The sequence below is a fragment of the Nocardiopsis sp. FIRDI 009 genome (genome assembly GCF_003386285.1).
Lineage (GTDB): Bacteria > Actinomycetota > Actinomycetes > Streptosporangiales > Streptosporangiaceae > Nocardiopsis.
The window spans coordinates 312,163-337,424 of record NZ_QPNC01000008.1 but is presented as its reverse complement, the minus strand read 5'-3'; the positions used below and the strand labels follow the sequence as shown (position 1 = coordinate 337,424).

The window sequence follows — 25,262 nt, the reverse complement described above, 5'->3', positions numbered from 1 at the left end:
GGGGTATGTGTCCGCCGTGTACGCCCTAGACTGGGGGCGTGGCAGAACTGGACCCAGCAGAGAAAATCAAGGAGCTCGCGGCGACCCTCGCGAGCGTCACCGCCGTGGTGGACGTCGACGCGATGCGGACCGAGATCGCCGAACTGCGTGAACAGTCCGCCGACCCCGAGCTGTGGGCCGACCAGGAGAACGCGCAGAAGGTGACGCGGCGGCTCTCCAGTCTGGAGTCCACGGTCAACAAGCTCGGTGCGGTCGAGCAGCGCCTCGACGACCTCGGCGTGCTCTACGAACTCGCCGCGGCCGAGGAGGACGACGACACCCGGGCCGAGGCCGACGCCGAGCTGGAACAGCTGCGCAAGGAGATCGGCGAGCTGGAGGTGCGCACCCTCCTCAACGGCCCGCACGACGAGCGCGAGGCGATCGTCACGATCAACTCCCAGGCCGGAGGCGTGGACGCCGCCGACTGGGCGCAGATGCTCCAGCGCATGTACCTGCGGTGGGCCGAGCGGCACGGCTACCCCACGGAGATCTACGAGACCTCCTACGCGGAGGAGGCGGGCATCAAGTCCACGTCCTTCGCGGTCCGGGCGCCGTTCGCCTACGGCACCCTGCGGGGGGAGCACGGCACGCACCGCCTCGTGCGGATCTCGCCGTTCGACAACCAGAACCGGCGGCAGACCTCGTTCGCCGGTGTGGACGTCGTCCCGGTCGTGGAGCAGAGCGACCACATCGAGATCGACGAGTCCGACCTGCGCGTGGATGTGTACCGCTCCAGCGGTCCCGGCGGCCAGGGGGTCAACACCACCGACTCCGCGGTGCGGATCACCCACATGCCGACCGGCATCGTCGTGTCCTGCCAGAACGAGCGTTCGCAGCTGCAGAACAAGGCGACCGCGATGTCGATGCTCCAGGCCAAGCTGCTGGCCCGCAAGCGGGAGGAGGAGCAGGCCGCCCTGGACGAGATCCGCGGTGAGTCGACGAGCAGCTGGGGCACCCAGATGCGCAATTACGTCCTGCACCCCTACCAGAGCGTGAAGGACGTGCGGACCGGCGCGGAGACCGGCAACACCTCGGGCGTCCTGGACGGCGACATCGACGACTTCATCGACGCGGAGATCCGCTGGATGCGCAGCCGGGAACGGAACGACGGTCAGGGCTGACCCCCTCCGGGTACCCCCGCCTCCGGGCGGGGCATGGGGCGGGGTTCGGCCGTTCGGAGCGCGGGTACCACCGTGGCGCCGGCAGGGTGCGGGTGACCGTGGGGTCAGAGTGATTCGTGTCCCAATGGTGATGAGGGCGACTCCGCACTTTTACCGAAACGGCTATATATGAACGTTATCATCGGTTGACGCCTCCGATATGCTCGTGGCCATCGCTCGACGGTGCCATGATCTGGATGGTGTGCCACGATCGGGACAATCCGGGTGGCGTGCCCCCATACACTGTCGATTGGCCATGCGGCCGGTACGATCCCGCGGCAAGCCGTGCTTCGACGCGGGTGCCCATACCTTCGAGACCCTTGTGATGCGCCTGTGATCCACTTCGACAACGTCACCAAGGTCTACCCGACCCAGAAGCGCCCCGCGCTCGACGGCGTTTCCATTGACGTAGACAAGGGCGAGTTCGTCTTCCTCGTCGGCCCCTCGGGCTCGGGTAAGTCGACCTTCCTCCGGCTGGTGCTGAAGGAGGAGAAGCCCGACAAGGGGCGCGTCCACGTCGCCGGCAAGGACCTCGCGCGCCTGTCCAACTGGAAGGTGCCGCACCTGCGCCGACGCATCGGCTGCGTCTTCCAGGACTTCCGCCTGCTGCCGAACAAGAACGTCTTCGAGAACGTCGCCTTCGCACTGGAGGTCATCGGTAAGCCCCGGCGGTTCATCCGCAAGGTCGTGCCCGAGGTCGTCGAGCTCGTCGGCCTGGAGGGCAAGGCCGGCCGCATGCCCGGTGAACTCTCCGGTGGTGAGCAGCAGCGCGTCGCGATCGCGCGCGCGTTCGTCAACCGCCCCCAGATCCTGCTGGCCGACGAGCCCACCGGAAACATCGACCCCGCGACCTCGATCGGCATCATGAAGGTGCTCGACCGAATCAACCGCACGGGCACCACCGTCGTCATGGCGACGCACGACGCCGCCATCGTCGACTCGATGCGCAAGCGCGTGATCGAGCTGGAAGAGGGCCTCGTGGTGCGCGACCAGACACGCGGCGTCTACGGCCAGGCGTACTGACCTCTGGCGCGCCCGCGGCGCCGGGTCGCCGATCACCGCTGCGAGGACACCGGCGCGGCGAAGCTTCCAAGGATGGACCTGTAACAGATCATGCGAGCACAATTCGTTCTCTCCGAGACCTGGATCGGCCTGCGCCGAAACCTGACGATGACGGTCGCCGTCATCACCACGGTGGCCATCTCCCTCGCCCTGTTCGGTGGCGGTCTGCTGGTCAACCAGCAGGTGTCGGAGATGCGCAACTTCTGGGACAGCCGGATCACGCTGACCGTCTACATGTGCAACGACATCTCCCCGGCCGAGGCATGCCAGGAGAACGGCGCGGCAACCCAGGACGAGCGCGACGCCGTCGAGGCCAAGCTCAACGACATGCCGCAGGTCGAGAACGTCGAGTACATGTCCGCCGCCGAGGCCTACCAGGACTTCCAGGACCGGATCGGCTCCACGAACGAGGCGCTCGCCAACGCGGCGCAGGAGGGCGACATCCCGGACAACTTCCGGGTGCAGCTCACCGACCCGTCGCACTACAACACGGTGCGTGACGCGGTCTCCGGGACCCCGGGCGTCGACAGCGTCTCCAACGACCAGAGCGTGCTGGAGGACTTCTTCGGGCTGCTCGACGGCCTCAAGTGGGCGGCCCTGGTGGTCGCGGGCGTGCAGCTGGCCGCGGCGGCGCTGCTGATCGGCAACACCATCCGCCTGTCGGCCTACAGCCGCCGCCGGGAGACCGGCATCATGCGCCTGGTCGGCGCGTCGAACTTCTACATCCAGCTCCCGTTCCTCCTGGAGGGCGCGATCGCCGGTTTCATCGGCGGTGTGATCGCCTCCGGGTTCATCGTGGCCACCCGGTTCACGCTGCTCAGCCGGATCGAGGAGTGGTTCCAGTTCGACGTGGCGGTGGACACGAGCGCGCTGCTCGCCATCATCGGCGTGTCGATCATCCTCGGTGTGCTGCTGTGCACCATCACCTCGTTCCTCACCCTGCGCCGCTACCTGAAGATCTGATCCGACGGTCGTCGGAGGGGGCGCGCGGGGTGCAGGGGGCCGCGTGCCCCCTGACCGTATGAAGGGAAACCACTGTGGCACGGGAGACCGGTCGCAAGCCCATCGCGCAGAATCGGCGTGCCCGGCACGACTACCACATCGACGAGACCTACGAGGCGGGCCTGGTCCTGACCGGGACCGAGGTCAAGTCGCTCCGGGAGGGGCGGGCGTCGCTCGTCGACGGCTTCGCGCACATCCACGACGGAGAGGTGTGGTTGGAGAACGTCCACATCCCCGAGTACTCCCAGGGGACCTGGACCAACCACGCAGCCCGCAGATCCCGTAAGCTACTCCTGCACCGCGCGCAGATCTCCCGGCTCATCGGAAAGACCCGGGAGCCCGGATACACCCTGGTCCCGCTGTCCCTGTACTTCAGCGACGGGCGGGCCAAGGTCGAGATCGCCCTGGCGCGCGGTAAGCGTCAGTACGACAAGCGCCACGCCATCGCCGAGCGCGAAGCCAAGCGGGACATGGAACGCGCGCTTCGCCGCCGTCGATGAGGCGCCCGAAAGGAACACACACGGTGTCCCCCCGTCTCCTCGGCCGCTTCGCGGCCGCCGGAAGCGGCGTGGTCATGGCCGTCACCCTGGCCGCGTGCACGCCCAACCCCAGCCCCGAGGTGGCCGTCCGCTCCTTCCTGCTGGCCTGGCAGAACGGGGACCACGAGCAGGCCGCCGCGTTCACCACCGGTGACACCGGTGAGGTGGCCAGCGCCCTGGCCGACGTCCACGACCAGCTGGACCTGGCGAACCTGCGGTTCGGACTGGGACCGATCGACCGCGACGGCGACTCGGCGACCGCCGAGTTCGACGTGACCGCCGACCTCGGTATCGGCGACCCGACCTGGAACTACACCGGCCGGATGCCGCTGGAGTGGGGTCCGGACGGGTGGCGGATCAGCTGGTCGCCCAGCGTGGTCCACCCCGAGCTGGAGGAGGGCGAGCGGCTCGCGGTCAGCTACGAGATCCAGGAACGCGGCCAGATCCTGGACCGCCAGGGCCGACCCCTGGTCAGCGGCGAGAGCGTGACCGCCTTCGGGGTGTACCCGGGGCGGATGGACGACGCTGAGGCGGGCGTCACCGCGCTCGCCGAACTCCTCGGCGAGAACCCGGGGCCGCTGCTCGACCGGGTGCGCTCCGCGCCGCCCGAGCAGTTCCAGCCGCTCGTGCTGATGCGCGACGCCAACGTGGACCAGGCGCTGCTCGACCAGGTCACGGCCATCCCCGGCGCGGGCGCCGAGGCGGTCGAGATCAATCTGACGCCCTCCGTGGCCCCGGCCGTGCTGGGCGAGGTCGCCGGGACCTCGGAGCACCGGGTCTCGTCCCGTGTCCCGGGCCCCTACCAGGCGGGCGACACCGTCGGGCTGAGCGGCCTGCAGAACATCTTCCAGAACGAGCTGGCGGGCTCGGCCACCACGCAGGTGGTCTCCCTGGACGCCGACGGCGAGATCACCGACGTCCTGGAGTCCTGGGAGGGGGACCGCAGCGGCGGCATCGGAACCACGCTGGACGCGGACGTGCAGCGCTCCGCCGAGGCCGCGACGTCCGCCATGCCGGGGAACGGGTACCTGGTCGCCGTCGACGTCGCCAGCGGTGAGGTGCTGGCCGCGGCGAGCGCGACCGGCGGCACCACCGACGACGGGGCCCTCACCGGTTCCTACACCCCCGGTGGCGTGTTCACCATCGTCTCGTCGCTGGCGGCGCTGGAGTCGGGCGCGATCGCCCCGGACGCGGAGATGCCGTGCGGGTACCAGACCGAGGTCGGCGGGGAGACCTTCACCAACCCGGGCGGGGGCGCCGTGCTGGCGAACCCGACCCTGACCGCCAACCTGGCGGCGCACTGCACCGTGGGGTTCGCGGACCTGGCCGGCCGGGTCGGCCCGGACGCCCTCCTGGACACCTCCGAGCGGCTGGGCCTGGGTACCGAGTGGCAGCTCCCCCTGCCGGTCAACACCGGTGAACTCAGCATCGGCCGCGGCGACGCCGAGTTCGCGCGGGCGATGAACGGCGAGCAGGGGGTTCAGGTGAGCCCGCTGTCGATGGCGCTCGTCGCCGCGGCCGTCGCCGACGGGACGTGGCACGCGCCGACCCTGGTCCAGGAGGAGGAGCCCCCGGCGGTGGCGCCCACGGACCTGGACGAGGCCGACCTGGAGGTGGTCCGGGAGGGGATGCGCCAGGCGGTCGCCACCCGGATGCCGAGCCTGAACCTGTACGGCGAGGAGGTTTACGGGCAGGCCACCCGGACCGAACAGGACGGGACGGCGCTGCACTGGTTCGTCGGCTACCGGGGGGACGTGGCCTTCGCGGTGCTGGCCGAGGTGAACCCGCAGCTGACCCTGACCGGACACTACGCGCTGAACGCGGCGGAGTCCTTCCTCAACTACCTGGCCAACGGCGCGCCCGAGCCGGTGGCACCGACGCTCCCCACGCAGGGCACGGACGCTGCCGCCGCCACGGGCGACGGGACCGGCGTCACCGGCACGGCCGGTACCACCGGTACGCCGGGCGCGCCCGGTACCACCGGGAACGCCCCGGGAACGGCCGGGAGCACCACGGGCCAGTCGGGTCTCTGAGCGGACCGGACCGAGCCGGACATCCGAACGACCCTCCGGGCAACCCCCCGGAGGGTCGTTCGCGTCTTCCCCTATGACTGGGGCCGCGACAGGGGGTAGCGGCCCAGTAGGAGACAGGACCTCATCTCGGGGGAGGCTCTGTCGGTTCCCAAGGTCGGCCCGACCCTGCCGACCGCCCCCGCGGGCAGCGTCGACCCGTCTGGCGTCCGCACCCGCGGGGGTTTCTCCCTGTCCGGGCGGCCTCGGGAATCCGCTTGGTACCCGCACCGTTGTACAGGTAGAGTGATGCACGTCGAGCGCGCGTCGCTCGCGTGTCAGCCACCCGGGTACGGGGGCTTTGACAATTCCACAGGGGGTGATCGGTTTCGACTTCGGTAGTCGTTCCAGGGGAAGCGGGTCGAGGGTTGCGTTTGTGACCTCGTAAATCCTGCATTCGCTTAAATTCAAGTGCCAATAAGAAGCACTCCGAGTTCGCTCTCGCTGCCTAAGCGATAGCGACTCTGTCGGTCTGAGCTCGTCATCGGCCCAGGTACCGGCATCAGCTAGATGACTCACCGTCCGGATCAGGCCACGGGGCCCGGACGGGACACCTTCGTGGCTGGGCCCGTCAGCGATGTGTCTGTGTAAGCGCTGGGGCCGAGTAGAACGGCAGCACAGACTGCACCCGGAGAAGCCCTGGCTCGGTACTGAAGGACGCGGGTTCGATTCCCGCCACCTCCACTCGTCGACGGGACGGCCCTGCTCGCAAGCTGCGCTTGCTCGTGGGGCCGTCTCGTCGTCTCTTCTGGGGGGCGACCCCCAGGCCCTCTCAAGGAAAGCCTCTGACCAGCGGGAACCCCCGTAGATCAGGGGCTTTTGGCGTTCTCGTTCAGACGCGGACGACTCCCACTCGACCGTTCGCCAGCTTCGTGATGCCGTCGGGGCCGGAGGTCACCACGGCGGCCGGTCCGGTTACGGACAGCGCGGTCGCCACCACCACGGCGTCCAGGGCGTGGGTGCGGCCGCCCGTGATTCCCGCGTCTGTCAGCGGACTCTGGGCTGACCGGGCGATGCCCCGGGGCACGTCCAAGACGATCAGGCGGGACAGCACCCAGTCCATGCGGGCGGGATGGACGCGGGTCGGGCCTTCGCCGGAGGCCGGTGGCGACTGGTCCGGTGTCGTGGAGATCTCCTCGGGGCGATCCTCGCCTGTCGGCGCACCGGTCGTCGCGGTGGTGATGTCCGATCCGGATGAGACTGGACAGCGTTCCGTCCCCGGAAGCAGACTGATAACCCACCCCGAGGAGGAGCGATGACGACCACCCCCACCGCTGACCAGGGTGTGTGCCCCGAGGGAGGCCCCCACGACTGGAACGGCAACGTGTGCCGTAAGTGCGGCGGTACCTGGGCGTGCGGGCAGATGCTCGGTTGGGCGCCCCGGCACGACTGGGAGGGGGACACCTGTTCCCGCTGCGGAGCACAGGCGCCCCGGGGGCGGTCCCTGACCACGTGAGGGTTCCTCAGCGCACCGCGGGGAGACGGACGGGGGGCGGTACCGGCCGGTACCGCCCCCCGTCCGTCCGGTGGTTCAGGCCTCGGTGGCCCCCACCAGCCAGGCGACCTTGTGCGCCGTGACGCCCAGACTCCCGCTGCTGCCCAGGTACACCCCGAACGACGCCAGGAACGCGTGCCCGTGTTCCCGGCGCTCGCAGACCACGTCCTCCACCGCGTGGGCTGAGGCGGGGTTGCCGACCCTCAGCCGGGGCGAGGGGTCGTCGGCCACGTCGGTGGTGACGTCGTAGCGCGACAGCTCGGCGGCGAGTTTCTCCAGGTGCTCGCGTTCCTCGGCGGGCACGTGGGACGCTTCGCGGTCGTGTGCCCGTCTTGACTGGGCCATGGCGGATCCTTTCGTGTCGAGCGCTGCTCCTCGATGCCCCGACCCATTGTCACGCAGAGTAAAGTTTTTGGTACGTAACGTGCCTACGACACGCCGCCGGTCATCCACTCGCCCTGGTACATGACCCGCTCCACGGAGAGGTTCTCGGACAGGAGCACGAGGTCGGCGAGGGCCCCGACGGTGATCCGGCCCGCGTCCGCCAACCCCAGCGCCGTGGCCGGCACCGAGGAGGCCGACCGCACCGCCTCGGGCACACCCACCCCGACGTCGGACACCGTGTTGCGCACCGCCTGGGGGAGCACGATCGTGCTGGAGGCGATCGCGCCGGTCTCCACCAGCCGGGCCTCGCCCCCGCTGACCCGGACCCGCAACTCGCCCAGGGTGTACTCGCCGTCGCCCAGACCGGTCGCCGACATCGCGTCGGTCACCAGCGACACCCGGTCGGCGCCGGCCGCGGCGAACACCAGCCGGGCCGCGCCCGGATGGACGTGCACGTTGTCCGTGATGAGTTCGACCGTCACCCGCTCGTCGCGCAGGGCCGCGGCGATCGGCCCCGGGTCGCGGTGGTTCAGCGGGCGCATCGCGTTGTACAGGTGGGTGGCGACGGTGGCGCCCGCGTCGAAGGCGGCGAGGGTCTGCTCGTAGGAGGCCTCGGTGTGCCCCACGGCGGCCACCACCCCGCAGGACGCGGCGGCGCGGATCAGGTCCAGCGCGCCCGGCAGTTCGGGGGCGACCGTGATCATGCGGACGTGGCCCCGTCCGGCCCGGAGCCAGCGCTCGAACTCGGCGGTGTCCGGGTCGCGCAGCAGTTCGGGGTCGTGCGCCCCGCACTTGGAGCGGGCGATGAACGGCCCCTCCAGGTAGATCCCCGCCAGCTCGCCCTCGTCGCACAGCTCGGCCAGTGCCGCCACCTGGCGGACGGTGTCCTCCGGCGAGGCCGCGACCAACCCGCCCACCAGCGACGTCACGCCGCGCGCCCGGTTGAACGCGACGATCTCGGCCGCCCCCTTCGGATCGGCGTCGGGGAAGGCGTGCCCGGCCCCGCCGTGGATGTGGGTGTCGACCAGGCCCGGGGCCACCCAGCCCCCGCCGACGTCGTGGGTCGGGCCGGGGGGCGGCGCGCCGGTGCCGAGTCCGGCGACGCGGCCGTCCTCGACCCGCAGCCAGCCGTCGTGGACGCCGTCGGGCGTGACGACCCGGGCGTGGGTGAGCGTGACGGGAGTGTGCACCATGTCTCGGGCTCTCTCTGGGTCTCGGGGAAGGATGGGGTGCGTCCTGTGTGTCGCAAATTACACCGGCGCCCCCGCGGGCTCGGGCGTCGGGGTGGGGTCCCGCGTTCGAGCGTCGGAACCCCCTGCGGAGCTGGGAAATCCTGCCTCGTGGGACGGTCTGTCCACGAAGTGGACGTCCGCCTCCGGGGTGGTCCGGCCGTGACCGGAGGGGCGACACGCATTGACGATAGCGGTCGGTGAGCCGCATCATGGGGGCATGTCCGCCGGTGAGCTGCTTGTCCAGCGCCTGCACGTCGATCTCCGACAGCAGGCGAGCGCGCTCTGTCGTAGCTAGCGCCTTGCGGGGCCCGCGCGCCCCGCGCCACGGGTGTACCCCGTGCCCTCCGTGCCCTCGCAGACACCGGACACTCAGCTCTCCCAGCCACTGGGTTCCGGGCCGCTCCCCGGCCCGACGAGCACCCCTGCCAGGTCCGCACACCGAGCCCCGGACGACGGCGTCCGCGCCCGGTGCCGGCAGGGGAACGACGTCTCCTCCGGTGTCGCCCAAGAACACCGCCTCTGACGCTTCCTCCGGTCGATCCCGGCTGGCTCTGACCGAACCCAGGAGTTCCGCATGACCCGCTTCACCGTGCTCGTCGCCTCCCCGCAGACCCGTTCCTCCGTCCGCGCCGCCGCCCTGGACGCGGCGGCCGAGATCGCCGCCCGTGTGGGTGTCGACGCCCAGCCCTCCGTCGTCGACCTGGCGGAGATCGGGCCCGACCTGCTCACCGAGTCCGCGCCGTCGGTCGACGCCGCCCTGGAGCGGGTGGGTGAGAGCGACGTGCTGCTCGTCGCCTCCCCGCAGGTGCACGGCACCTACACCGGCCTGCTCAAGGTCTTCCTGGACCGGCTGCCCGAGCTGGGTCTGGGCCACACCGTCGCGGTGCCGCTGGCGGTCGTGGAGGACCTGCGCAACAGCCGCGGCATCGAGGAGGACCTGCGCATCCTCCTCGCCGACCTGGGAGCCTGGGTGGCCGAGCCCGGCCTGGTCCTGTCCACGGACGAGACCGACCGGCCCGGCGACGTGGTGCGCGCGTGGGCCGACGTCGCCGCCCCCGGCCTGCGCGAGGCCGTGGCCGTCGCGGCCTGACCCCGGACCCCGGGCCGCGCGGGGGCGCGGCCCGGGCGGTGGTCGTCCCGGGCCCGGGTTCCGCTTCGGCCGGTGTTCGGTCGACCGACGGTCCGGGGCTCTCGCCCGCCCCTCGCCCGGGGCCGCGCGTGCGGAGGGGTCGCCGTCCCTGTCACCGCCCCCGAACGCCGCCTTAGGCGCGGTTCCCCCTCTGACGGGCGCCCGCGCGGCTCGGCCCCGCGCGGCTCGGCGCCCGCCCCGGTTCGGGCTCAGCGCCCGGCGGCGGTGGCGGCACGGCGGCGGCTGGTGTCGGCCTCGGCGCTGGCCACGTTCCCGCGCACCAGCACCACCACGACCAGGGTCAGCGCGAACCCGCCGACGCGCAGGGCGAACAGGACCGGATCCTCGGGCAGGCTCTCGCCGAACAGGACGGTCCCGGCCACGACCATGAACACGTTGCCCACCACGTTCGCCACCGGAGCGGTGATCGAGGCGCGCGAACGCTGCAACGAGGTCTGGAACAGCACGATCCCCACGGCCCAGCCCAGTGCGTACAGGTACGGGTAGGGAGAGGTCAGCGCGGGCAGGACGGCCGCCGCCGCCCCGTGTTCCGCCAGCAGTCCGCCCAACCCCTTGCCCTGGAGTCCGGCGCTGCCCTGGGCCAGCCCCGCCGCCGCGCCCATCGCGGCGGCCGACACGTACCGGCCCCCGCGCCCGGCGGCGCCCATCACCGCCACGCAGGCGACCACCGTCACCAGGCTGACGGCGACCAGGGCCGGTGCGTGCGCGGAGGTCCCCGTCTCGCCGCCGTCGGCGGTGGAGAGCGTGAGCAGCCCGAGGGCGATCGGCATGAGGCCGAGCGCCACGTACTCGCCCCGGGTGACGCGTTCGCCCATGAGCAGGGTCGCGACCAGGAGCGTGGCCGCCACACCCGCGGCGAAGGCGGGCTGGGCGACCGACACCGGAGCCAGGCCCAGGGAGACGATGAGGCCGACGCTGCCCAGAGCGGCGAACGCGCAGCCGAACACCCAGCGCGGATTGCCCAGCAGGACCCGGGCCAGGTGGAGCGGCCGGTGGACGGAGATCGACTCCGACCCGTGCAGGGCGCGCTGTTCGACGGTGAGGCCGACGGTGTAGACCGCGGCGGAGGTCAGCGCGACCAGGAGTCCGATCACGGTGGATCCCTTCGGTCGGGACGGGGGTGCGGACCGGTCTGCAATGTATAACAAGTTCTACTCTGCTCGTCGCCGCGCACCGGCCGGAGGACGCCGGTCGGGCTCGGCGTACTACCCTGTCATTAGCCCCTGTCCTCGTGTGATCGGCCGTGAACGGGGGAACCGTCCGTGACGGGTGAGAACCGGTTTCTGGGCCGCCCGTGCGACGCCACGCCGAAGAATGGGGCACGGTGCAGGACCCAGACGAGCCCGAGAAGGACGCCGCCGAGACCGGCCGCGGCGCCGACGCCGCCGCGGCCGACGACGCCGACCCCCACCCGCCCCGGAACGGCGCCGCGGAACGGTGGCGGGCCCTGGCCGACCACGCCGTCGCCGCCCTGTACCGTTTCGACCGTTTCCTCTCCGCGCGGCGGCGTACCGCCCCCGCGCGCTTCGAACCCGGTCCCCTCGGCCTGCTCGGCGTCATGCTCTCCGCGATGGCGGTCACCCTCCTGCTCGTCCAGACCGGTTCCGGAGGGGCCGGCGCCGTCCAGGGCGGCCGGGAGGGGACCGTGGACGTCCCCGGCCCACCGGACGGCCGACTCCGGATCATGGTGGTGGGCGACTCCCTGACCCAGGGCAGCAGCGGCGACTACACGTGGCGCTACCGCCTGTGGCGCCATCTGGGCGAGTCCGGTGTCGACGCGGACTTCGTCGGCCCCTACGACGGCGTGTACGGGCTCACGGAGGGCGGGTCCGACCACGCCTACGCCGACCCCGACTTCGACACCGACCACGCGGCCCGCTGGGGGACCACCGCCCGCGACCTCGCCGACGACGTCGCCCGTGTGGCGGCCGAACACGAACCCCAGTACCTGCTGCTCCTGGCCGGTGTGGAGGACATCCTGGCCGGGGGTGGGGCCGACCACGCCCTGGCGGGCGTCGGCGAGACGGTCTCGACCGTCCGTGTGGCGCTCTCGGGGGTGCGGTTCGTCATCGGGGAGCTCCCCGCGGTCGAGGGCACCGGCGACGACGCGCGGATCAACGCGGAGATCCGCCGGTTCAACATGGGCGTGGTCGACCTCGCCCAGCGGCTGACCTCACAGACCTCCCCCGTGGTCGTGGCCCGGGTCGCCGCCGACTACGTGCCCTCCCGTGACAGCTGGGACGAGGTGCACCCCAACGCCCGCGGCGAGCTGCGGATCGCCGCGGCCTTCGCCGACGCGCTCGCCGAACCGCTCGGGGTGGGCCGGGGCTTCCCGCGCCCCCTGCCGACCGTCGCCACCGGGCCGCGCACCGCCCCCGAGCCCGCCGTCGAGGAGTCGGCGGACGGACTGGTCCTGAGCTGGGACGCTGTGCCCGGAGCGACCGACTACCGGGTGGTCCAACGCAGACTGGGGCCGGACCCCGACGAGGCGGTGGTGCTGCCGGCCGAGGTGTCGGCGGACGGCGATCGCCGGTCGGTACTGGTCGGGGCTCTGCTGAGCGGGGCCCGGTACGAGTTCGTCGTGCGCCAGTACAAGGGCCGGGACGAGGGTGAGCGCTCCGAGCCGCTGAGCCTGGTGTGGAACCCCGAACCGCCGCCGGCGCCCGCCGGCGTGCGCGTCGTCGACGACGGCGCGACGGTGGTGTGGGAGGCGGTCGGGGAGGCCACCCACTACGAGGTGTGGCTGCGCGCGCTGGCGTGCTCGCCGAGTGACGACTCCCGGGCGCCCGCGGACGCGCGTGACGGGGAGCCGTCCACCGACCCCGGCCACGGGGAGGACGAGCCCCGGCGCTCGCCGGACGACGATCCGCCGCCGGGGGGACCGGACCCCGAACCGGACGCCACACCCACCCCCGCGCCCTCCCCCCAGCCGTCCCCCCGTCCGACGCCGGGGCCGACCACGCCGCCCCCACCCCGGGGCACGGAGTGCGCGCCGGTCGACGACAGGGGGCCGGACGACGGCGAGGGATGGCACTCCCAGGGCCCGACGGGGCCGGAGCCCCGCTGGACGGCGACGGTGAGCGGTCCGTACGAGGCCGTGGTCCGCGCCCACCGCGACTACGTGGAGGGCGGGTACTCAGCGCCGGTCCTCCTGGGGGACGGGTGAGGCCGGTGCGACGGCCCGACCGGATGCTGCCGTGGGCGGTGGGCCTCCTCGCCGGTGTCCTGGCCCTGGGGCCGGCGCTGGGACGCGGCTACGTGCTCCGGTACGACATGGTGTTCGTTCCGGAGCCGTCCCTGACGACGGTCCTGCGCGGAGCCGACGGCTTCCCCCGCGCGATCCCCAGCGACGCCGTGGTGGCGGCACTGTCCGCGCTCGTCCCCGGGGACGTGGTGCAGGCGGCGGCGCTGCTGTGCGTGTTCACCGTGGGCGGCGCGGGCGCGGCCCGGCTGCTGTCGCGCCCGGTCGGCGGGGCCGGGCACGCGGCGTCGGCGGCGGCCGGTGTCGCCTACGTGTGGAACCCGTTCGTCGCCGAACGGCTCCTGCTCGGCCAGTGGGCGATGCTCCTGGGATACGCGGGGCTGCCGTGGGTGGTGGGCGCCGTGGTTCGGCTGGGTTCGACCGGAGGGGTCGCGGGGTTCGCGGGACTCCTGCGCGCCCTGATCCCCGCCGCCGTGGGCGGCTTCTCCTCCGTGGTGCTGACCGCGCTCACCGCCGGTCCCGTGGCGCTGTTCCCGCGCGCCCGCGCGGCCGGAGCCGGGGGCGGCTCCCCGCGGTCGCCGAGGGCGGGGGCGCCCGAGGCCGGTGAGGGCGGGGAGCCGCCGGAGACGTCGGACCCGCCCGTGGCGGACGGGCGTTCGGGGAAGTCCGTGCCGTCGTGGGTCGCCGGGGGGCCGCGGGGGCGCGTCGCCGTGACCGGTCTCCTACTGCTCGCCCTGCTCCTGGTGTCGCTGCCGTGGCTGCTGCCGTCCCTGGCCAGCGGGGCGGGGACCGACCCGGCGGGGGTGGCGGCCTTCGCCGCGCGCCCGGACACCCCGTTCGGCGCGGTGGGTTCCCTGTTCCTCCTGGGCGGTGTGTGGAACTCCGGAGCCGTTCCGGCGGGTTACGGAGAGCCGGTGACGGCGACCTTGCGGCTGGCGTTGTGCCTGGTGGCGCTCGCCGGGTGGGTGTGGTGGCTGCGGCGGGACCGGCCGGGGTTCGGGTTCGGGCTGTCGGTGGCGGCCGGGGCGGGCTTCGGGATCGCGCTGCTGGGGACCACGGAGCCGGGGCGGGCCGTCCTGGCCTGGCTGGTCGGGCTCTGGCCCGGTTTCGGGCCGCTGCGGGACGGTCAGCTCTACGTCGCCCCCCTCGCGCTGGTCCAGGCCCTGGGCTTCGGGGCCGCCGTCCGGTGGGTGGCCCGGGGCGGTCGTCCGGGGCGCTTCGAGGCGGGTGGTGACACCGCGTCGCGCGGTTCCGCCGGGGTGCGGGGCCGGTCCGCGTGGTGGCTGGGGGTGACGGTATTCGCGGTGTTTCTGCCACTCATGGTGCTGCCGGGGCTGGTGTGGGGTGCGGGGGGCCGGCTGGTCCCCGTGGACTACCCCCGGGAGTGGCTCCGGGCCCGGGACGCGGTGGCCGCCGACGACCGCCCCGGAGCCGTCCTCGTCCTGCCCTGGAGCGCCTACCGGGGGCTGGACTGGTCGGGGGAACCGGTGGTCGTGCTCGACCCGGCGACCAAGCTCTTCGACCGGCGCACCCTGTGGAACGACGACCTGCGGGTCGGCGTCCCGGACGGCGGGACGGTCGTGGTGGCGGGGGAGGACGCCCGCGCCCGCGAGGTCGCCCGGGCTCTGGAGACGGATCCGGCCACGGGGCTGCCCGACACCGGCGATCCGGAGGACTTGGCCGGGCTCCTCGGCGGGCTCGGCGTGCGGTACGTGATGGTCTCCGCGCCGATTGATAACGAGTTCTTGTTGCGTGCCCCCGGGGTTTCGGCCGTGGTCGAAGGCCCGGGGATGTCCCTTTTCCGGGTGAACGATCAGCACGTGAAGGCAGATAAAGGTCGCGGAACGGGGTTGGAAGTTACCGGGGGGTTAGTTACAGTTGGGGCAATCGTCTGGTCTGTAGCTAGATCAGGTTCTAGTCTCGTTCTCCAGCGTTCCGGTTTCAGAGCGAGGCCGGGCGCGCGGAAGGAGATCCCCAAGTGATCAAGGTAATCGCCGCCTGCGTGATCGGCGCGGCTCTGGCGGGAGGGTTCACCGTGGTGGCCACCCAGCTCGCCACCGAGTCGACCGCGACCGCGGAACCGGTGAACGAAACCCTCTACAACTACGGCGACCGCTAGGTCGTCGCCGTCGGAGAGGACCGGGACGCCCCGTCCGACGCGGGGTGTCCCACCCTCCACCCTCCACGGCCGGGATGCGCCCGGCCGCCCCACAGACGTCCGGTCGACGGGTCCGCTCGGCGTGCGCTCCACGCTTTCCTCCCGTGATCGCCCCCCGGAGCGGTGTCGACGCGGAGCGTGACAGACGCGGGTTCCGGTCGGACACCGCGCGGAAGGAGAGCGTGTGGTCATCGAGAAGGTCCAGCACAGGGCCGGACCCGGCGTGCCCAGGCCGATCCTCCCCGCCCCTGACCCGGCGGCCGACGTGCCGTCGGGGAACGCCGCCCGCCCCCCGGCCGACCCCGCCCCGGCGGAGACCGCCGCGGAGACCGACCTCGGCCCGCGTCTGGACGGTGTGCGCCTGGTGATGATCAACTGGCGCGACCCGTGGCAGTCCACCGCGGGCGGCGCGGAGGAGTACGCCTGGCGGATCAGCCGCCATCTGGCCGAACGCGGCGCCATCGTCACCTTCCTCACCAGCCGCGAACCCCACCAGGCGCGGGTGGAGACCCGCGACGGCATCGTCATCCGCCGGATGGGCGGACGCTTCACCGTCTACCCGCGCGTCATGGCCTGGCTCGCCCTGTGGCGGCGCGAGTACCACCTCGCCTTCGACTGCATGAACGGCATCCCCTTCCTCTCCCGCCTCGTCCTGCGCCGCCGCACCAGGGTGGTCAGCGTGGTCCACCACGTCCACGACCTCCAGTTCAACGCCTACTTCCCGGCGCCGCTCGCCTGGTTCGGACGCTTCGTGGAGTCCGCCGTGGCCTCCCGCGTCTACCGGAACTGCACCACCGTGACCGTCTCCGAGTCCTCCCGCGCCGCCCTGCGCGACAAACTCGGCTGGCGCGCGCCGATCGAGGTCATCCACAACGGCGGCCTCCCCGCCCCCGAGGACCCGCGCGACCCCGCGCGGACGCCCGCGCGCGACCTCTCCCGCCCCGCCGTCGTGAGCCTGGGCCGCCTCGTGGTCCAAAAGCGCGTCTCCCGCGTGGTCGACCTGGCCACCGCCCTCCACGACCGGTACCCGGGCCTGAGCGTGCACATCATCGGCCGCGGCCCCGAGGGCGAACACCTCGCCGAGCAGGTCGAGCGCGACGGCCTCCACGACCGCGTCCACCTGCACGGGTTCCTCCCCGAGGCCGACAAGAACGCCGTCCTGGCCGCCTGCGACCTGCACGTCACCGCCTCCCGGTTCGAGGGCTGGGGCCTGACCGTCATCGAGGCGGCCCGGCTCGGGATTCCCACCGTGGCCTACGATGTGGACGGACTCCGCGACTCGGTCCGCGACGGTGAGACCGGCTGGCTGGTACGCGAGGGCGAGGAGTTGACCGACGTGGTGTCCCGGGCGCTCAAGGAGCTGTCCGACCCCCACCGCGCCGAGGAGGTACGCCGGGCCTGCCGCGCCTGGGCCGCCAGGTTCACCTGGGCGGCCAGCGGCGCACGGATGACCCGTCTCGTCGCCGCCGAACTCGGCCTGGCCGGGGCGGAGGACGGGACCGACAGCGCGACGGGGGAGAAGGCGGGGAATTGACTTCGGCGGAATCCACCGCCAGGCGCGAACCGGAGGATTCCAGAACACCGTCCGCCCCAGGCGGATCGTTGGACCACACGCTGCTCGCACGGCTCAAGGTCCTCACGGTGTGTCTGCTCTTGGGCGCGTTGGCGGCCAGTATCGACCCGGGCAGGATCGTCAGCGACACCAAGCTCGACCTGACGGCCAACCCAGGGGGGTTCCTGGAGCGCGCCCTGCACCTGTGGGACGCCTCCTACTTCGGGCAGATCCAGAACCAGGCCTACGGGTACCTGTTCCCCAACGGCCCCTTCCACCTGCTCTTCGACGCCCTGGGCACACCCGACTGGATCACCCAGCGGCTGTGGATGGCCCTCCTGCTGATCGCCGCCTTCACCGGCGTGTACAAGGTCGCCGGGGCCCTCGGCCTGGGCACGGTCGACACACGCATCCTCGCCGGGGTCGGCTACGCCCTGGCCCCGCGCGTGCTGACCCTGCTCTCCTACAACTCGGCCGAGCTCCAGCCCATGCTGCTCATGCCGTGGATCCTGCTGCCGCTGGTGCTCGGCGCCCGGGGCGGGCTCTCCCCGGCCCGCGCCGCCCTGCTGTCCGGGCTCGCCTTCCTGATGTGCGGCGGCACCAACGCCGCCTCGGAGCTGGCCGTCCTCGTGGTGCCCGGCCTCTACCTGCTCACCCGGGCGAACGGCCCCCGCAAGTGGCGGCTCATGGCCTGGTGGACGGTCGCGCTCGTCCTCGCCTCGTTCTGGTACGTCGTGCCGCTCCTGCTCATGTCGCGGTACGTGTTCTCGTTCATGCCCTACACCGAGGACGCGGCCGTCACCACCGGTGTGACCTCCCTGCTCAACGCGGTGCGCGGCACCTCCAACTGGATGGGTTTCCTGCCCGACCAGGGCAACACCGCGCTGCCCTCGGGTGCGGCGCTGTCCCTCACCCCGTGGCTCATCGCCCTCACCGCCCTGGTCGCCGGGCTCGGCCTGGCCGGGCTGGTCAACCGGCGCACCCCCGAGCGCCTCTTCCTCATCGCCTGCGTCCTCACCGGCACGGCGATCATCGTCGCGGGCTTCACCGGGGACCTCACCGGCCCCCTCGCCCCCCTCATGCGCGACCTGCTCGACGGCGCCCTCGCGCCCTTCCGCAACGTGCACAAGTTCGACGCCCTGATCCGTCTGCCGGTCGTGCTCGGCCTGGCCCACCTGCCCGTGGTCGTGGCCCGCGACCGCGCCGAACGCCGGGGCGCCCCCGCCGCGCCCCGCGTGTACCGGGCCGTGGCGGGCGGGAGCGCCGCAGCCCTCCTGGCCACCCTCCTGCCGATCGGCACCGTCGGCATCGCCCCCCACGGCGGCTACGAGTCACTCCCCGAACACTGGCGCGAGGCCGCCGCCTGGCTGAACGAACGCGCCGACGAACGCGGCATGACCATGGCCCTGCCCGGCTCCGCCCGCGGCGAGTACGAGTGGGGCCGCCCCCTCGACGAGCCCATGCAGCCGCTGCTCACCGGAGCCTGGACCAACCACCAGATCATCCCGTGGGGCTCGGCGGGCGTCTCCCGGCTCACCCACGAGATCGACCAGCGCGTCTCCTCCGGGCGCGGCTCGGCCGGACTCGCCGACACCCTCGCCCGCATGGGCGTCACCCACCTCATCGTCCGCAACGACCTCCAGCGCGCGGGCAACAACGGCGGCTGGCCCGCCAGGGTCCACCAGGCCCTGGGCGACTCGCCCGGGATCACCCAGGTCGCCGAGTTCGGCCCGGTCATCGGCTCCCTCGACCACCAGCCCGCGGCGCGCTGGTTCGACCAGCCCTACCCGGCGCTGACCGTCTACGAGGTCGCCGACGCCGCGCCCACCGTCGGCACCGTCCCCGCGGACGAGGCCGTCCGCGTCACCGGCGGACCCGAGTCCCTGCTCCACCTGGCCGAACAGGGGCTGATCAACGACGACCGCCCCGTCCTGCTCGGCGACGACCCGGGCGCGGACGCGATCGCCCCCCGGGACACGGTCGTCACCGACTCCGCGCGCCGCCGCGAGGTCGTCTACCCGGACGTGCGGCGCAACGTCTCGGCCACCCTGACCGAGGACGCCGAGCTCGAACGCGACGTGCCCGCACCCGACGTCCTGGACCCCGCCTGGGAGCCCTACGTCGCCCACGCCGAGGACCTGGGCGTCGCCTCGGTCACCGCCTCCTCCTCCGAGAGCGGCGCCGGGGCGCGCGGCTCCGACCGCGACCCCGGCCACGCGCCGCACGCCGCCCTCGACGACGACCTCACCACCGCCTGGCGCTCCAGCGCCTTCACCGGCGCGCTCGGCCAGTGGCTGGAGGTGGAGTTCACCGAACCCCGCGACGTCGACGGCCTCACCATCGCCTTCGACCGGCTGCCCGGCGAGCCGCCGCCCTCCCGCGTCACCGTGATCACCGACAACGGCGAGACCGAGGTACCGGTCGCCGGGACCGGCGAGCCGCAGGAGCTCATGGCCCCGCCCGGACCGACCTCGACCCTGCGGGTGCGCGTCGACGAACTGGCCTGGGAACCCGAGTACCGCTTCGGCACCCGCGTGGGCATCGCCTCCCTGTCCCTGCCGGGGCTGGAGGCCGCCCGCACCCTGCGGGTCCCCGGCCCCGCCGACGCCGGCACCCTGCTGTTCACCGGCTCCACCGGCACCGCGCCGGGGTGCATGGAGGGCTCCCACGTGTGGGTGTGCAACTCCCGCCTGGAGGTCCAGGGCGAGGACGCCAACCGGCTGGACCGCACCTTCGAGCTCTCCGCCGCGTCGGCGGAGAGCGCGCACCGGGTGTCCGGCGAGGTCGTCCTCACCGATCCCCGCGAGGCGGAGAACGCCGCCAACCGGGCGAGCCCGTACCCGCACGTGACCGCCTCCTCCACCGCCGTCGAGCACCCCGCCGCGATGGGCCGGGGAACGCTCGACGACGACGAGTCCACCGTCTGGTACCCCGACCCGGAGGAGAAGCGCCCCTGGCTCGACATCGACCTCGGCGCACCGACCGCACTGGACCACCTGGAGGTCGCCTTCCCCCGGGCCGACAGCGTGCTCCGGCCCATCCGGGTCACCGTCGAGGGCGGCGACACCGTCCGCGAGGGGTGGCTCGACGGCAGCGGCCGCCTGGACTTCGCGGAGCTGACGGCCGAGTCCGTCCGGATCACCTTCGAGCGCCCCGAGGGCCAGGACCTGGAGATCGGCACCATCACCCTGCCCGGCGTCGACCCGGTGGAGCCGCTCCCGGAGGGCGACGCCGCGACCGCCTGCGGGCTGGGTCCCACCCTGCGGGTCAACGGTCGGCGCGTGGAGACCCGGATCTTCGAGGGCACCCTCGCCGACCAGCTCACCGGGCGCCCGCTGCGCTACGAGAGCTGCACCGACCTCGACCTGACCGAGGGCGAGAACCGGATCATCGTCGACCCCGGCAACCGGTACGACGTCCGCTCCGCCCTCGTCGAGACCGACACCTCCCTCGCCGACCGCGCCCCGGTGGAGACGGCCGAGGTCGACCAGGTCCACACGTGGGGGCCGGGCGAGCGCAGCCTCGACGTCGCCGTCGACGAGGAGAGCCTGCTCGTCGTGAACGAGAACTTCAACGAGGGTTGGACGGCCACCCTGTCCGGCGCCGAGGGGACGCTGGAACCGGTCCGACTGGAGGGCTGGAAGCAGGCGTGGGTGCTCCCCACCGGGAGCGAGGGCACCGTCACGCTCACCTACGCGCCCGACACCCCCTACCGGGCCGCGCTCGCGGTGGGCGCCGGGCTGGCCGGGCTCCTGGTGGTCCTGGCGCTGTGGCCGCGACGGCTCGTCCCCGCCGCGCTCGCCCCCACGGTCGCCCGCCTGACCGGGGCGCGTGGCCGGGGCGGACGCGCGCTGCCCGCCGCCGGACCCGGATGGCTGAGCCGGTGGACGGTCCTGCCCCTCGGCCTGGCCTACGGGGTGTGGGTCGCGGGCGCGGCCGGAGCCGCCGTCGTCGCCGTGATCCTGTCGTGCGTCTGGTGGCTCGGCCGCCAGGCCCCCAGGGGGCTGCGCCACGCCCGACCGGGCCGACCCTCCCTGGGCGGGCGGACGCTGCCCCACCTGGCCGGACCGTGGCCGGTCACGGCCTCGCTGGCGCTGGCGGGCCTGGCGATGGCCGTCGGCACCCACCTCGCCCTGTACATGCCCTTCCACGACGTCACCGAGATGTTCGGGGGAGCGCTGCGCGGCTGGGTCGCCCAGGCGCTGTGCCTGCCCGCCCTGGTCAGGCTCGTCCTCGCCCTCGGCCAGCCCGGGGAGGACGCCCCGCCCCCCGGTGCGGCCGCCCGGGCCCGGTCCCCGGAGCGGCTCAGCACCGTGCCGTTCGAGGAACCCGTCCGCCCGGCCGGGACGGCGGTCAACGGGAACGGGCACGGGGCCGAGCCCGCACCCGAGTCCGACGTGGAGGGGGCCCGCACATGAGCGCACCCACCGACGACCTCCCGCCCCGCCGGGGCACCCTCCTGGTGGCCGCCGGCGCCTTCCTGCTGACCCTGGCCGCCCTGCTGCCCCTCTACGTCCACGACCGGGTGGCGCTCCTGCCCGCCTCGGCCGAGTTCGAACTCAGGATGGTCGACGAGGACGCCGCCTACCTCGACACGGCCGCGTGGTCCCTGCGCCGGGGCGTCGAACTCCGGCGGATCGTCAGGGTGGACGCCACCCCGCACGGCGGCCACTGGTCGGCGTGGGAGATGTCCGTGGACGTGTCCACCCCGGAGCGGATGATCGACCACTGGAGCCGCCGCGTCATCGTCGACCGGGTGAGCGGCCGCGCCGTCAACTGCTGCGGCGAGCACGTCAACGGCGACCGGGCGGTCCGGCAGGCCGGGCTCGTGTTCCACTGGCCCGCGGGCGCCCCCGCCGAGGACGTCACCCACTACGACGCCGAGGTGCGCTCGGCGCCGCGCCTGGAGTTCGAGGGCGAGGGGCAGGTGGCCGGGGTGACGGCCCGGCGCTACACCCAGACCATCGAGTCGACCCAGGTCCCCGGATCGGCCCGGTCGGTGCCCGCGGCCCTGTTCACCCCCGGTGCGCGGGGCACGGTCACCGCCGCGCGGTGGGTGGAGGTCACCCGCGTGTACTGGGTCGAACCCGTCAGCGGTCTGGTCGTCAACGCCCAGGAGGCCCGGGCCGAGACCCTGCGCCCGCGCGGCGGAGGCGGCGAGGTCGGGCTGCTGACGGCCGAGCTGACCCTGTCCGAGGGGCAGGTGATCGCTCTCGCCGAACAGGCCCGTGTCCGCGCGTTCCTGCTCACCGCCCTCGACACCTGGGCGCCCTGGACCCTCGGCCCGCTGGGCGGGCTGGCCGTCCTGGCCGGTCTCGCCCGGGCCTGGCGGACCCGGGAGACGGCGTCGCTGCGACGGCGTGAGGCGCGCGAACACATCGACTGGGTGGACGGGCTCGGGGAGCGGCCGAAGACGCCCTAGGATCGGACACATGTGCGGTCGCTATGCCCAGTCCCGGAACCGGAACCAGCTCCGGCTCGCCTTCGACCTCCCCGAGGAGACCATCCCGGAGGAGGCCGACCCCCGGGCGTGGCCCCCGCTGGAGGACCTGCCGCCGGACTACAACGTCTCCCCCGGCAGGTCCGTCTACGCCGTGCTCGGACCGCCGCCGCGCGGGTCCGGCGAGGCGGACGAACCCGCCGGGCCGCGCCACCTGCGCACCCTGCGCTGGGGGCTCGTCCCCTCCTGGGCCAAGGACCGCAACATCGGCTACCGGATGATCAACGCGCGCGGTGAGACCGTCGCCGACAAGCCCGCCTTCCGCGCGGCCTTCCGCCGCCGCCGGTGCCTGCTGCCCGCCGACGCCTACTACGAGTGGCAGCTCGTCGGGGCCGACGGCCGCGCCGAGCCGAGCACCTCGCCCGCGACCGACCCCCACCACCGCAGGCGCAAGGCCAAGGCCGCCAAGAGGCCGTTCGCCGTGCGCTACGGCGACGACGAACCGCTGGCGATGGCCGGGATCTTCGAACGCTGGCGCGATCCGGAGGTCGACGAGGACGACCCCGCCGCCTGGCTGTGGACCTGCGCGGTCATCACCACCGAGGCCGCGCCCGAACTCGCCCACATCCACGAGCGCATGCCCGTCATCCTGTCCCGGGACGACTGGGCGACCTGGCTGGACCCCGACTCCGGCGCGGACGAGCTGGCCCACGTCATGGCCGCCACACCGGCCGAGCGCCTGGTGTCCGACGAGGTCTCCACCGACGTCAACAGCATCAGGAACAACGGTCCCGAGCTGCTCACCCCCGTGGCGGCGGCCGGGGACGGCGGATCGGACACACTTTTCTGACCCGGGGGTCGCTGGACACGGCCCGGGGAGCTGTGTGTATGGTGTGCGAGGCCACACGGCCAACGCGCCCCTCCGGGCGCACGCACGTCGTCCATCCCATCCCCGACGTGCGCACACGTGAATACGCAACGCGGGAGCTCGCGCCATGGCGGGCTGAGAGGGCGGCTCAACGGTGTCGCCGACCGCAGAACCTGTTCGGGTAATTCCGACGTAGGGAGGCATGCCATGACGGCTATGGACAGCCGCGCCGCGAGTACCACCGCCGACGAGCACCAGGTGACCACCGGTCCCATCATGGGATCACGGAAGGTCTACCGCGAGATCGACGACCCCGCCGGTTTCACGCTCCGCGTCCCGCAGCGCCGGGTGGAACTCAGCAACGGCAGCCACTTCGACCTGTACGACACGTCAGGTCCGTACACCGACTCCACCGCCGACATCGACGTCCACCGGGGCCTGCCCGGCACGCGGCAGGAGTGGATCGACGCCCGCGAACCGATCGACGGCGCGGTCACCCAGCTGGCCTACGCCAAGGCCGGGATCATCACCCCCGAGATGCGTTTCGTGGCCGCGCGCGAGGGCATGGACCCCGAGTTCGTGCGCCAGGAGATCGCCATCGGCCGCGCGGTCATCCCGGTCAACCGCAGGCACCCGGAGTCCGAGCCGACCATCATCGGCAAGAACTTCCTGGTGAAGATCAACGCCAACATCGGCAACTCCGCGGTCACCTCGTCGGTGCCCGAGGAGGTCGAGAAGATGGTGTGGGCCACCCGTTGGGGAGCCGACACCGTGATGGACCTGTCCACCGGCAGGCGCATCCACGAGACCCGTGAGCGGATCCTGCGCAACTCGCCGGTCCCGATCGGCACCGTGCCCATCTACCAGGCCCTGGAGAAGGTCAACGGGGACCCCACCAAGCTGAGCTGGGAGATCTACCGCGAGACCATCATCGAGCAGGCCGAGCAGGGCGTCGACTACATGACCGTCCACGCCGGCGTGCTGCTGCGCTACGTGCCGCTGGCGGCCAGGCGCGTCACCGGGATCGTCTCCCGGGGCGGTTCGATCATGGCCGCGTGGTGCCTGGCCCACCACAAGGAGAGCTTCCTCTACACCCACTACGAGGAACTCTGCGAGATCCTGCGCGCCTACGACATCACCTTCTCCCTCGGCGACGGTCTGCGGCCCGGCTCGATCGCCGACGCCAACGACGAGGCCCAGTTCGCCGAGCTGCGCACCCTGGGCGAGCTCACCCACATCGCCCGCGCGCACGACGTGCAGGTGATGATCGAGGGGCCGGGGCACGTGCCGATGCACAAGATCGCGGAGAACGTGCGCCTGGAGGAGGAGCTGTGCGGCGAGGCGCCGTTCTACACGCTCGGCCCCCTGGCCACCGACATCGCCCCGGGCTACGACCACATCACCTCCGCCATCGGCGCCGCCCAGATCGGCTGGCACGGCACGGCGATGCTGTGCTACGTCACCCCCAAGGAGCACCTGGGCCTGCCCAACCGGGACGACGTCAAGACCGGCGTGGTCACCTACAAGCTCGCCGCGCACGCCGCCGACCTGGCCAAGGGCCACCCCCGGGCGCAGGAGTGGGACGACGAGCTGTCCAAGGCGCGGTTCGAGTTCCGCTGGCAGGACCAGTTCAACCTGTCGCTCGACCCGGAGACGGCGCAGTCCTTCCACGACGAGACGCTGCCCGCCGAACCGGCCAAGACCGCGCACTTCTGCTCCATGTGCGGGCCGAAGTTCTGCTCCATGAAGATCTCCCAGGACGTGCGCAGGTACGCCGAGGAGAACGGCCTGGACACGGTGGAGGCGATCGAGAAGGGCATGGCGGACAAGTCCGAGGAGTTCGCGGCCTCGGGCAACCGCGTGTACCTGCCGCTGGCCGACTGACCCGTCCGGCGGCCCCGGGAACCGCG

General features: G+C 72.7%; 19 protein-coding genes, 1 other RNA gene and 1 riboswitch. Of the genes, 16 read left to right on the top strand and 4 right to left on the bottom strand.

Annotated elements, in window-relative coordinates:
* Positions 1-38: 38 nt before the first annotated feature.
* The 6 genes from prfB to ssrA all read left to right on the top strand — a co-directional run bounded on the left by prfB (position 39) and on the right by ssrA (position 6,558).
* Complete coding sequence (prfB, locus tag DVR05_RS06570; protein ID WP_116244895.1) at positions 39-1,160, top strand: peptide chain release factor 2; 1,122 nt, start codon at positions 39-41, stop codon at positions 1,158-1,160.
* Between the two features lie 372 nt (positions 1,161-1,532).
* Complete coding sequence (gene ftsE / locus DVR05_RS06565) at positions 1,533-2,222, top strand: cell division ATP-binding protein FtsE (RefSeq protein WP_017596794.1); 690 nt, start codon at positions 1,533-1,535, stop codon at positions 2,220-2,222.
* Positions 2,223-2,312: 90 nt separating this feature from the next.
* Positions 2,313-3,224, top strand: a complete 912-nt coding sequence (gene ftsX, locus DVR05_RS06560) for a permease-like cell division protein FtsX (protein ID WP_198659066.1) — start codon at positions 2,313-2,315, stop codon at positions 3,222-3,224.
* 74 nt (positions 3,225-3,298) lie between these two features.
* The gene (smpB, locus tag DVR05_RS06555; protein WP_116244894.1) at positions 3,299-3,763 is read left to right on the top strand and encodes an SsrA-binding protein SmpB; all 465 of its coding nucleotides are present in this window, start codon (positions 3,299-3,301) and stop codon (positions 3,761-3,763) included.
* 23 nt (positions 3,764-3,786) lie between these two features.
* Positions 3,787-5,835: a penicillin-binding transpeptidase domain-containing protein gene (locus DVR05_RS06550; RefSeq protein ID WP_116244893.1), complete on the top strand. Its 2,049-nt coding sequence runs from the start codon at positions 3,787-3,789 to the stop codon at positions 5,833-5,835.
* Between the two features lie 351 nt (positions 5,836-6,186).
* Positions 6,187-6,558, top strand: a transfer-messenger RNA (tmRNA) gene (ssrA, locus tag DVR05_RS06545).
* A gap of 145 nt (positions 6,559-6,703) precedes the next feature.
* On the opposite strand, the gene DVR05_RS06540 is transcribed toward ssrA, so the two are convergent.
* Positions 6,704-6,934, bottom strand: a complete 231-nt coding sequence (locus tag DVR05_RS06540; RefSeq protein ID WP_116244892.1) for a PIN domain-containing protein — start codon at positions 6,932-6,934, stop codon at positions 6,704-6,706.
* A 192-nt stretch (positions 6,935-7,126) separates the two neighbouring features.
* Here DVR05_RS06540 and DVR05_RS26525 point away from each other — a divergent pair, with 192 nt between their 5' ends.
* Positions 7,127-7,327, top strand: coding sequence for a hypothetical protein (locus DVR05_RS26525; RefSeq protein WP_157982394.1), 201 nt, complete (start codon positions 7,127-7,129; stop codon positions 7,325-7,327).
* 75 nt (positions 7,328-7,402) lie between these two features.
* Here the strand turns inward: DVR05_RS26525 and DVR05_RS06535 are convergent, their stop codons facing one another.
* Together DVR05_RS06535 and nagA are read right to left on the bottom strand one after the other, a co-directional pair.
* Positions 7,403-7,711: a hypothetical protein gene (locus DVR05_RS06535; RefSeq protein WP_116244891.1), complete on the bottom strand. Its 309-nt coding sequence runs from the start codon at positions 7,709-7,711 to the stop codon at positions 7,403-7,405.
* Between the two features lie 83 nt (positions 7,712-7,794).
* A complete protein-coding gene (nagA, locus tag DVR05_RS06530) occupies positions 7,795-8,943 on the bottom strand; it encodes an N-acetylglucosamine-6-phosphate deacetylase (RefSeq protein ID WP_116244890.1) in 1,149 nt (382 codons plus the stop codon).
* A gap of 613 nt (positions 8,944-9,556) precedes the next feature.
* On the opposite strand from nagA, the gene DVR05_RS06520 reads away from it, so the two are divergent.
* Complete coding sequence (locus DVR05_RS06520) at positions 9,557-10,072, top strand: NADPH-dependent FMN reductase (protein ID WP_116244889.1); 516 nt, start codon at positions 9,557-9,559, stop codon at positions 10,070-10,072.
* A 248-nt stretch (positions 10,073-10,320) separates the two neighbouring features.
* Here the strand turns inward: DVR05_RS06520 and DVR05_RS06515 are convergent, their stop codons facing one another.
* A complete protein-coding gene (locus DVR05_RS06515) occupies positions 10,321-11,226 on the bottom strand; it encodes a hypothetical protein (RefSeq protein ID WP_116244888.1) in 906 nt (301 codons plus the stop codon).
* Positions 11,227-11,690: 464 nt separating this feature from the next.
* Between DVR05_RS06515 and DVR05_RS06510 the strand changes: the two genes are divergently transcribed.
* The 8 genes from DVR05_RS06510 to thiC all read left to right on the top strand — a co-directional run bounded on the left by DVR05_RS06510 (position 11,691) and on the right by thiC (position 25,236).
* Positions 11,691-13,298: a GDSL-type esterase/lipase family protein gene (locus tag DVR05_RS06510; protein ID WP_198659075.1), complete on the top strand. Its 1,608-nt coding sequence runs from the start codon at positions 11,691-11,693 to the stop codon at positions 13,296-13,298.
* Positions 13,299-13,321: 23 nt separating this feature from the next.
* Positions 13,322-15,316: a hypothetical protein gene (locus DVR05_RS06505; RefSeq protein ID WP_116244886.1), complete on the top strand. Its 1,995-nt coding sequence runs from the start codon at positions 13,322-13,324 to the stop codon at positions 15,314-15,316.
* A complete protein-coding gene (locus tag DVR05_RS26950) occupies positions 15,313-15,453 on the top strand; it encodes a hypothetical protein (protein WP_198659065.1) in 141 nt (46 codons plus the stop codon). The genes DVR05_RS06505 and DVR05_RS26950 overlap by 4 nt, the downstream gene beginning before the upstream one ends.
* 223 nt (positions 15,454-15,676) lie before the next feature.
* Positions 15,677-17,026 carry a glycosyltransferase family 4 protein gene (locus tag DVR05_RS06500; protein ID WP_116244885.1) on the top strand — a complete coding sequence of 450 codons (1,350 nt, stop codon included), beginning with the start codon at positions 15,677-15,679 and terminating at the stop codon, positions 17,024-17,026.
* Positions 17,027-17,094: 68 nt separating this feature from the next.
* Positions 17,095-21,462 (top strand): alpha-(1->3)-arabinofuranosyltransferase, encoded by a 4,368-nt coding sequence (locus DVR05_RS06495; protein WP_369974503.1) that lies wholly within the window; start codon positions 17,095-17,097, stop codon positions 21,460-21,462.
* Complete coding sequence (locus DVR05_RS06490) at positions 21,459-22,466, top strand: DUF3068 domain-containing protein (protein WP_116244883.1); 1,008 nt, start codon at positions 21,459-21,461, stop codon at positions 22,464-22,466. Before DVR05_RS06495 ends, DVR05_RS06490 begins: the two co-directional genes overlap by 4 nt.
* A 10-nt stretch (positions 22,467-22,476) precedes the next feature.
* On the top strand, positions 22,477-23,334 hold the full coding sequence (locus tag DVR05_RS06485) for an SOS response-associated peptidase (RefSeq protein ID WP_116244882.1): 858 nt from the start codon (positions 22,477-22,479) through the stop codon (positions 23,332-23,334).
* A 120-nt stretch (positions 23,335-23,454) separates the two neighbouring features.
* Positions 23,455-23,570: riboswitch (TPP riboswitch) on the top strand.
* Complete coding sequence (gene thiC / locus DVR05_RS06480; RefSeq protein ID WP_116244881.1) at positions 23,560-25,236, top strand: phosphomethylpyrimidine synthase ThiC; 1,677 nt, start codon at positions 23,560-23,562, stop codon at positions 25,234-25,236. (Overlaps the previous riboswitch by 11 nt.)
* Positions 25,237-25,262: the final 26 nt, after the last annotated feature.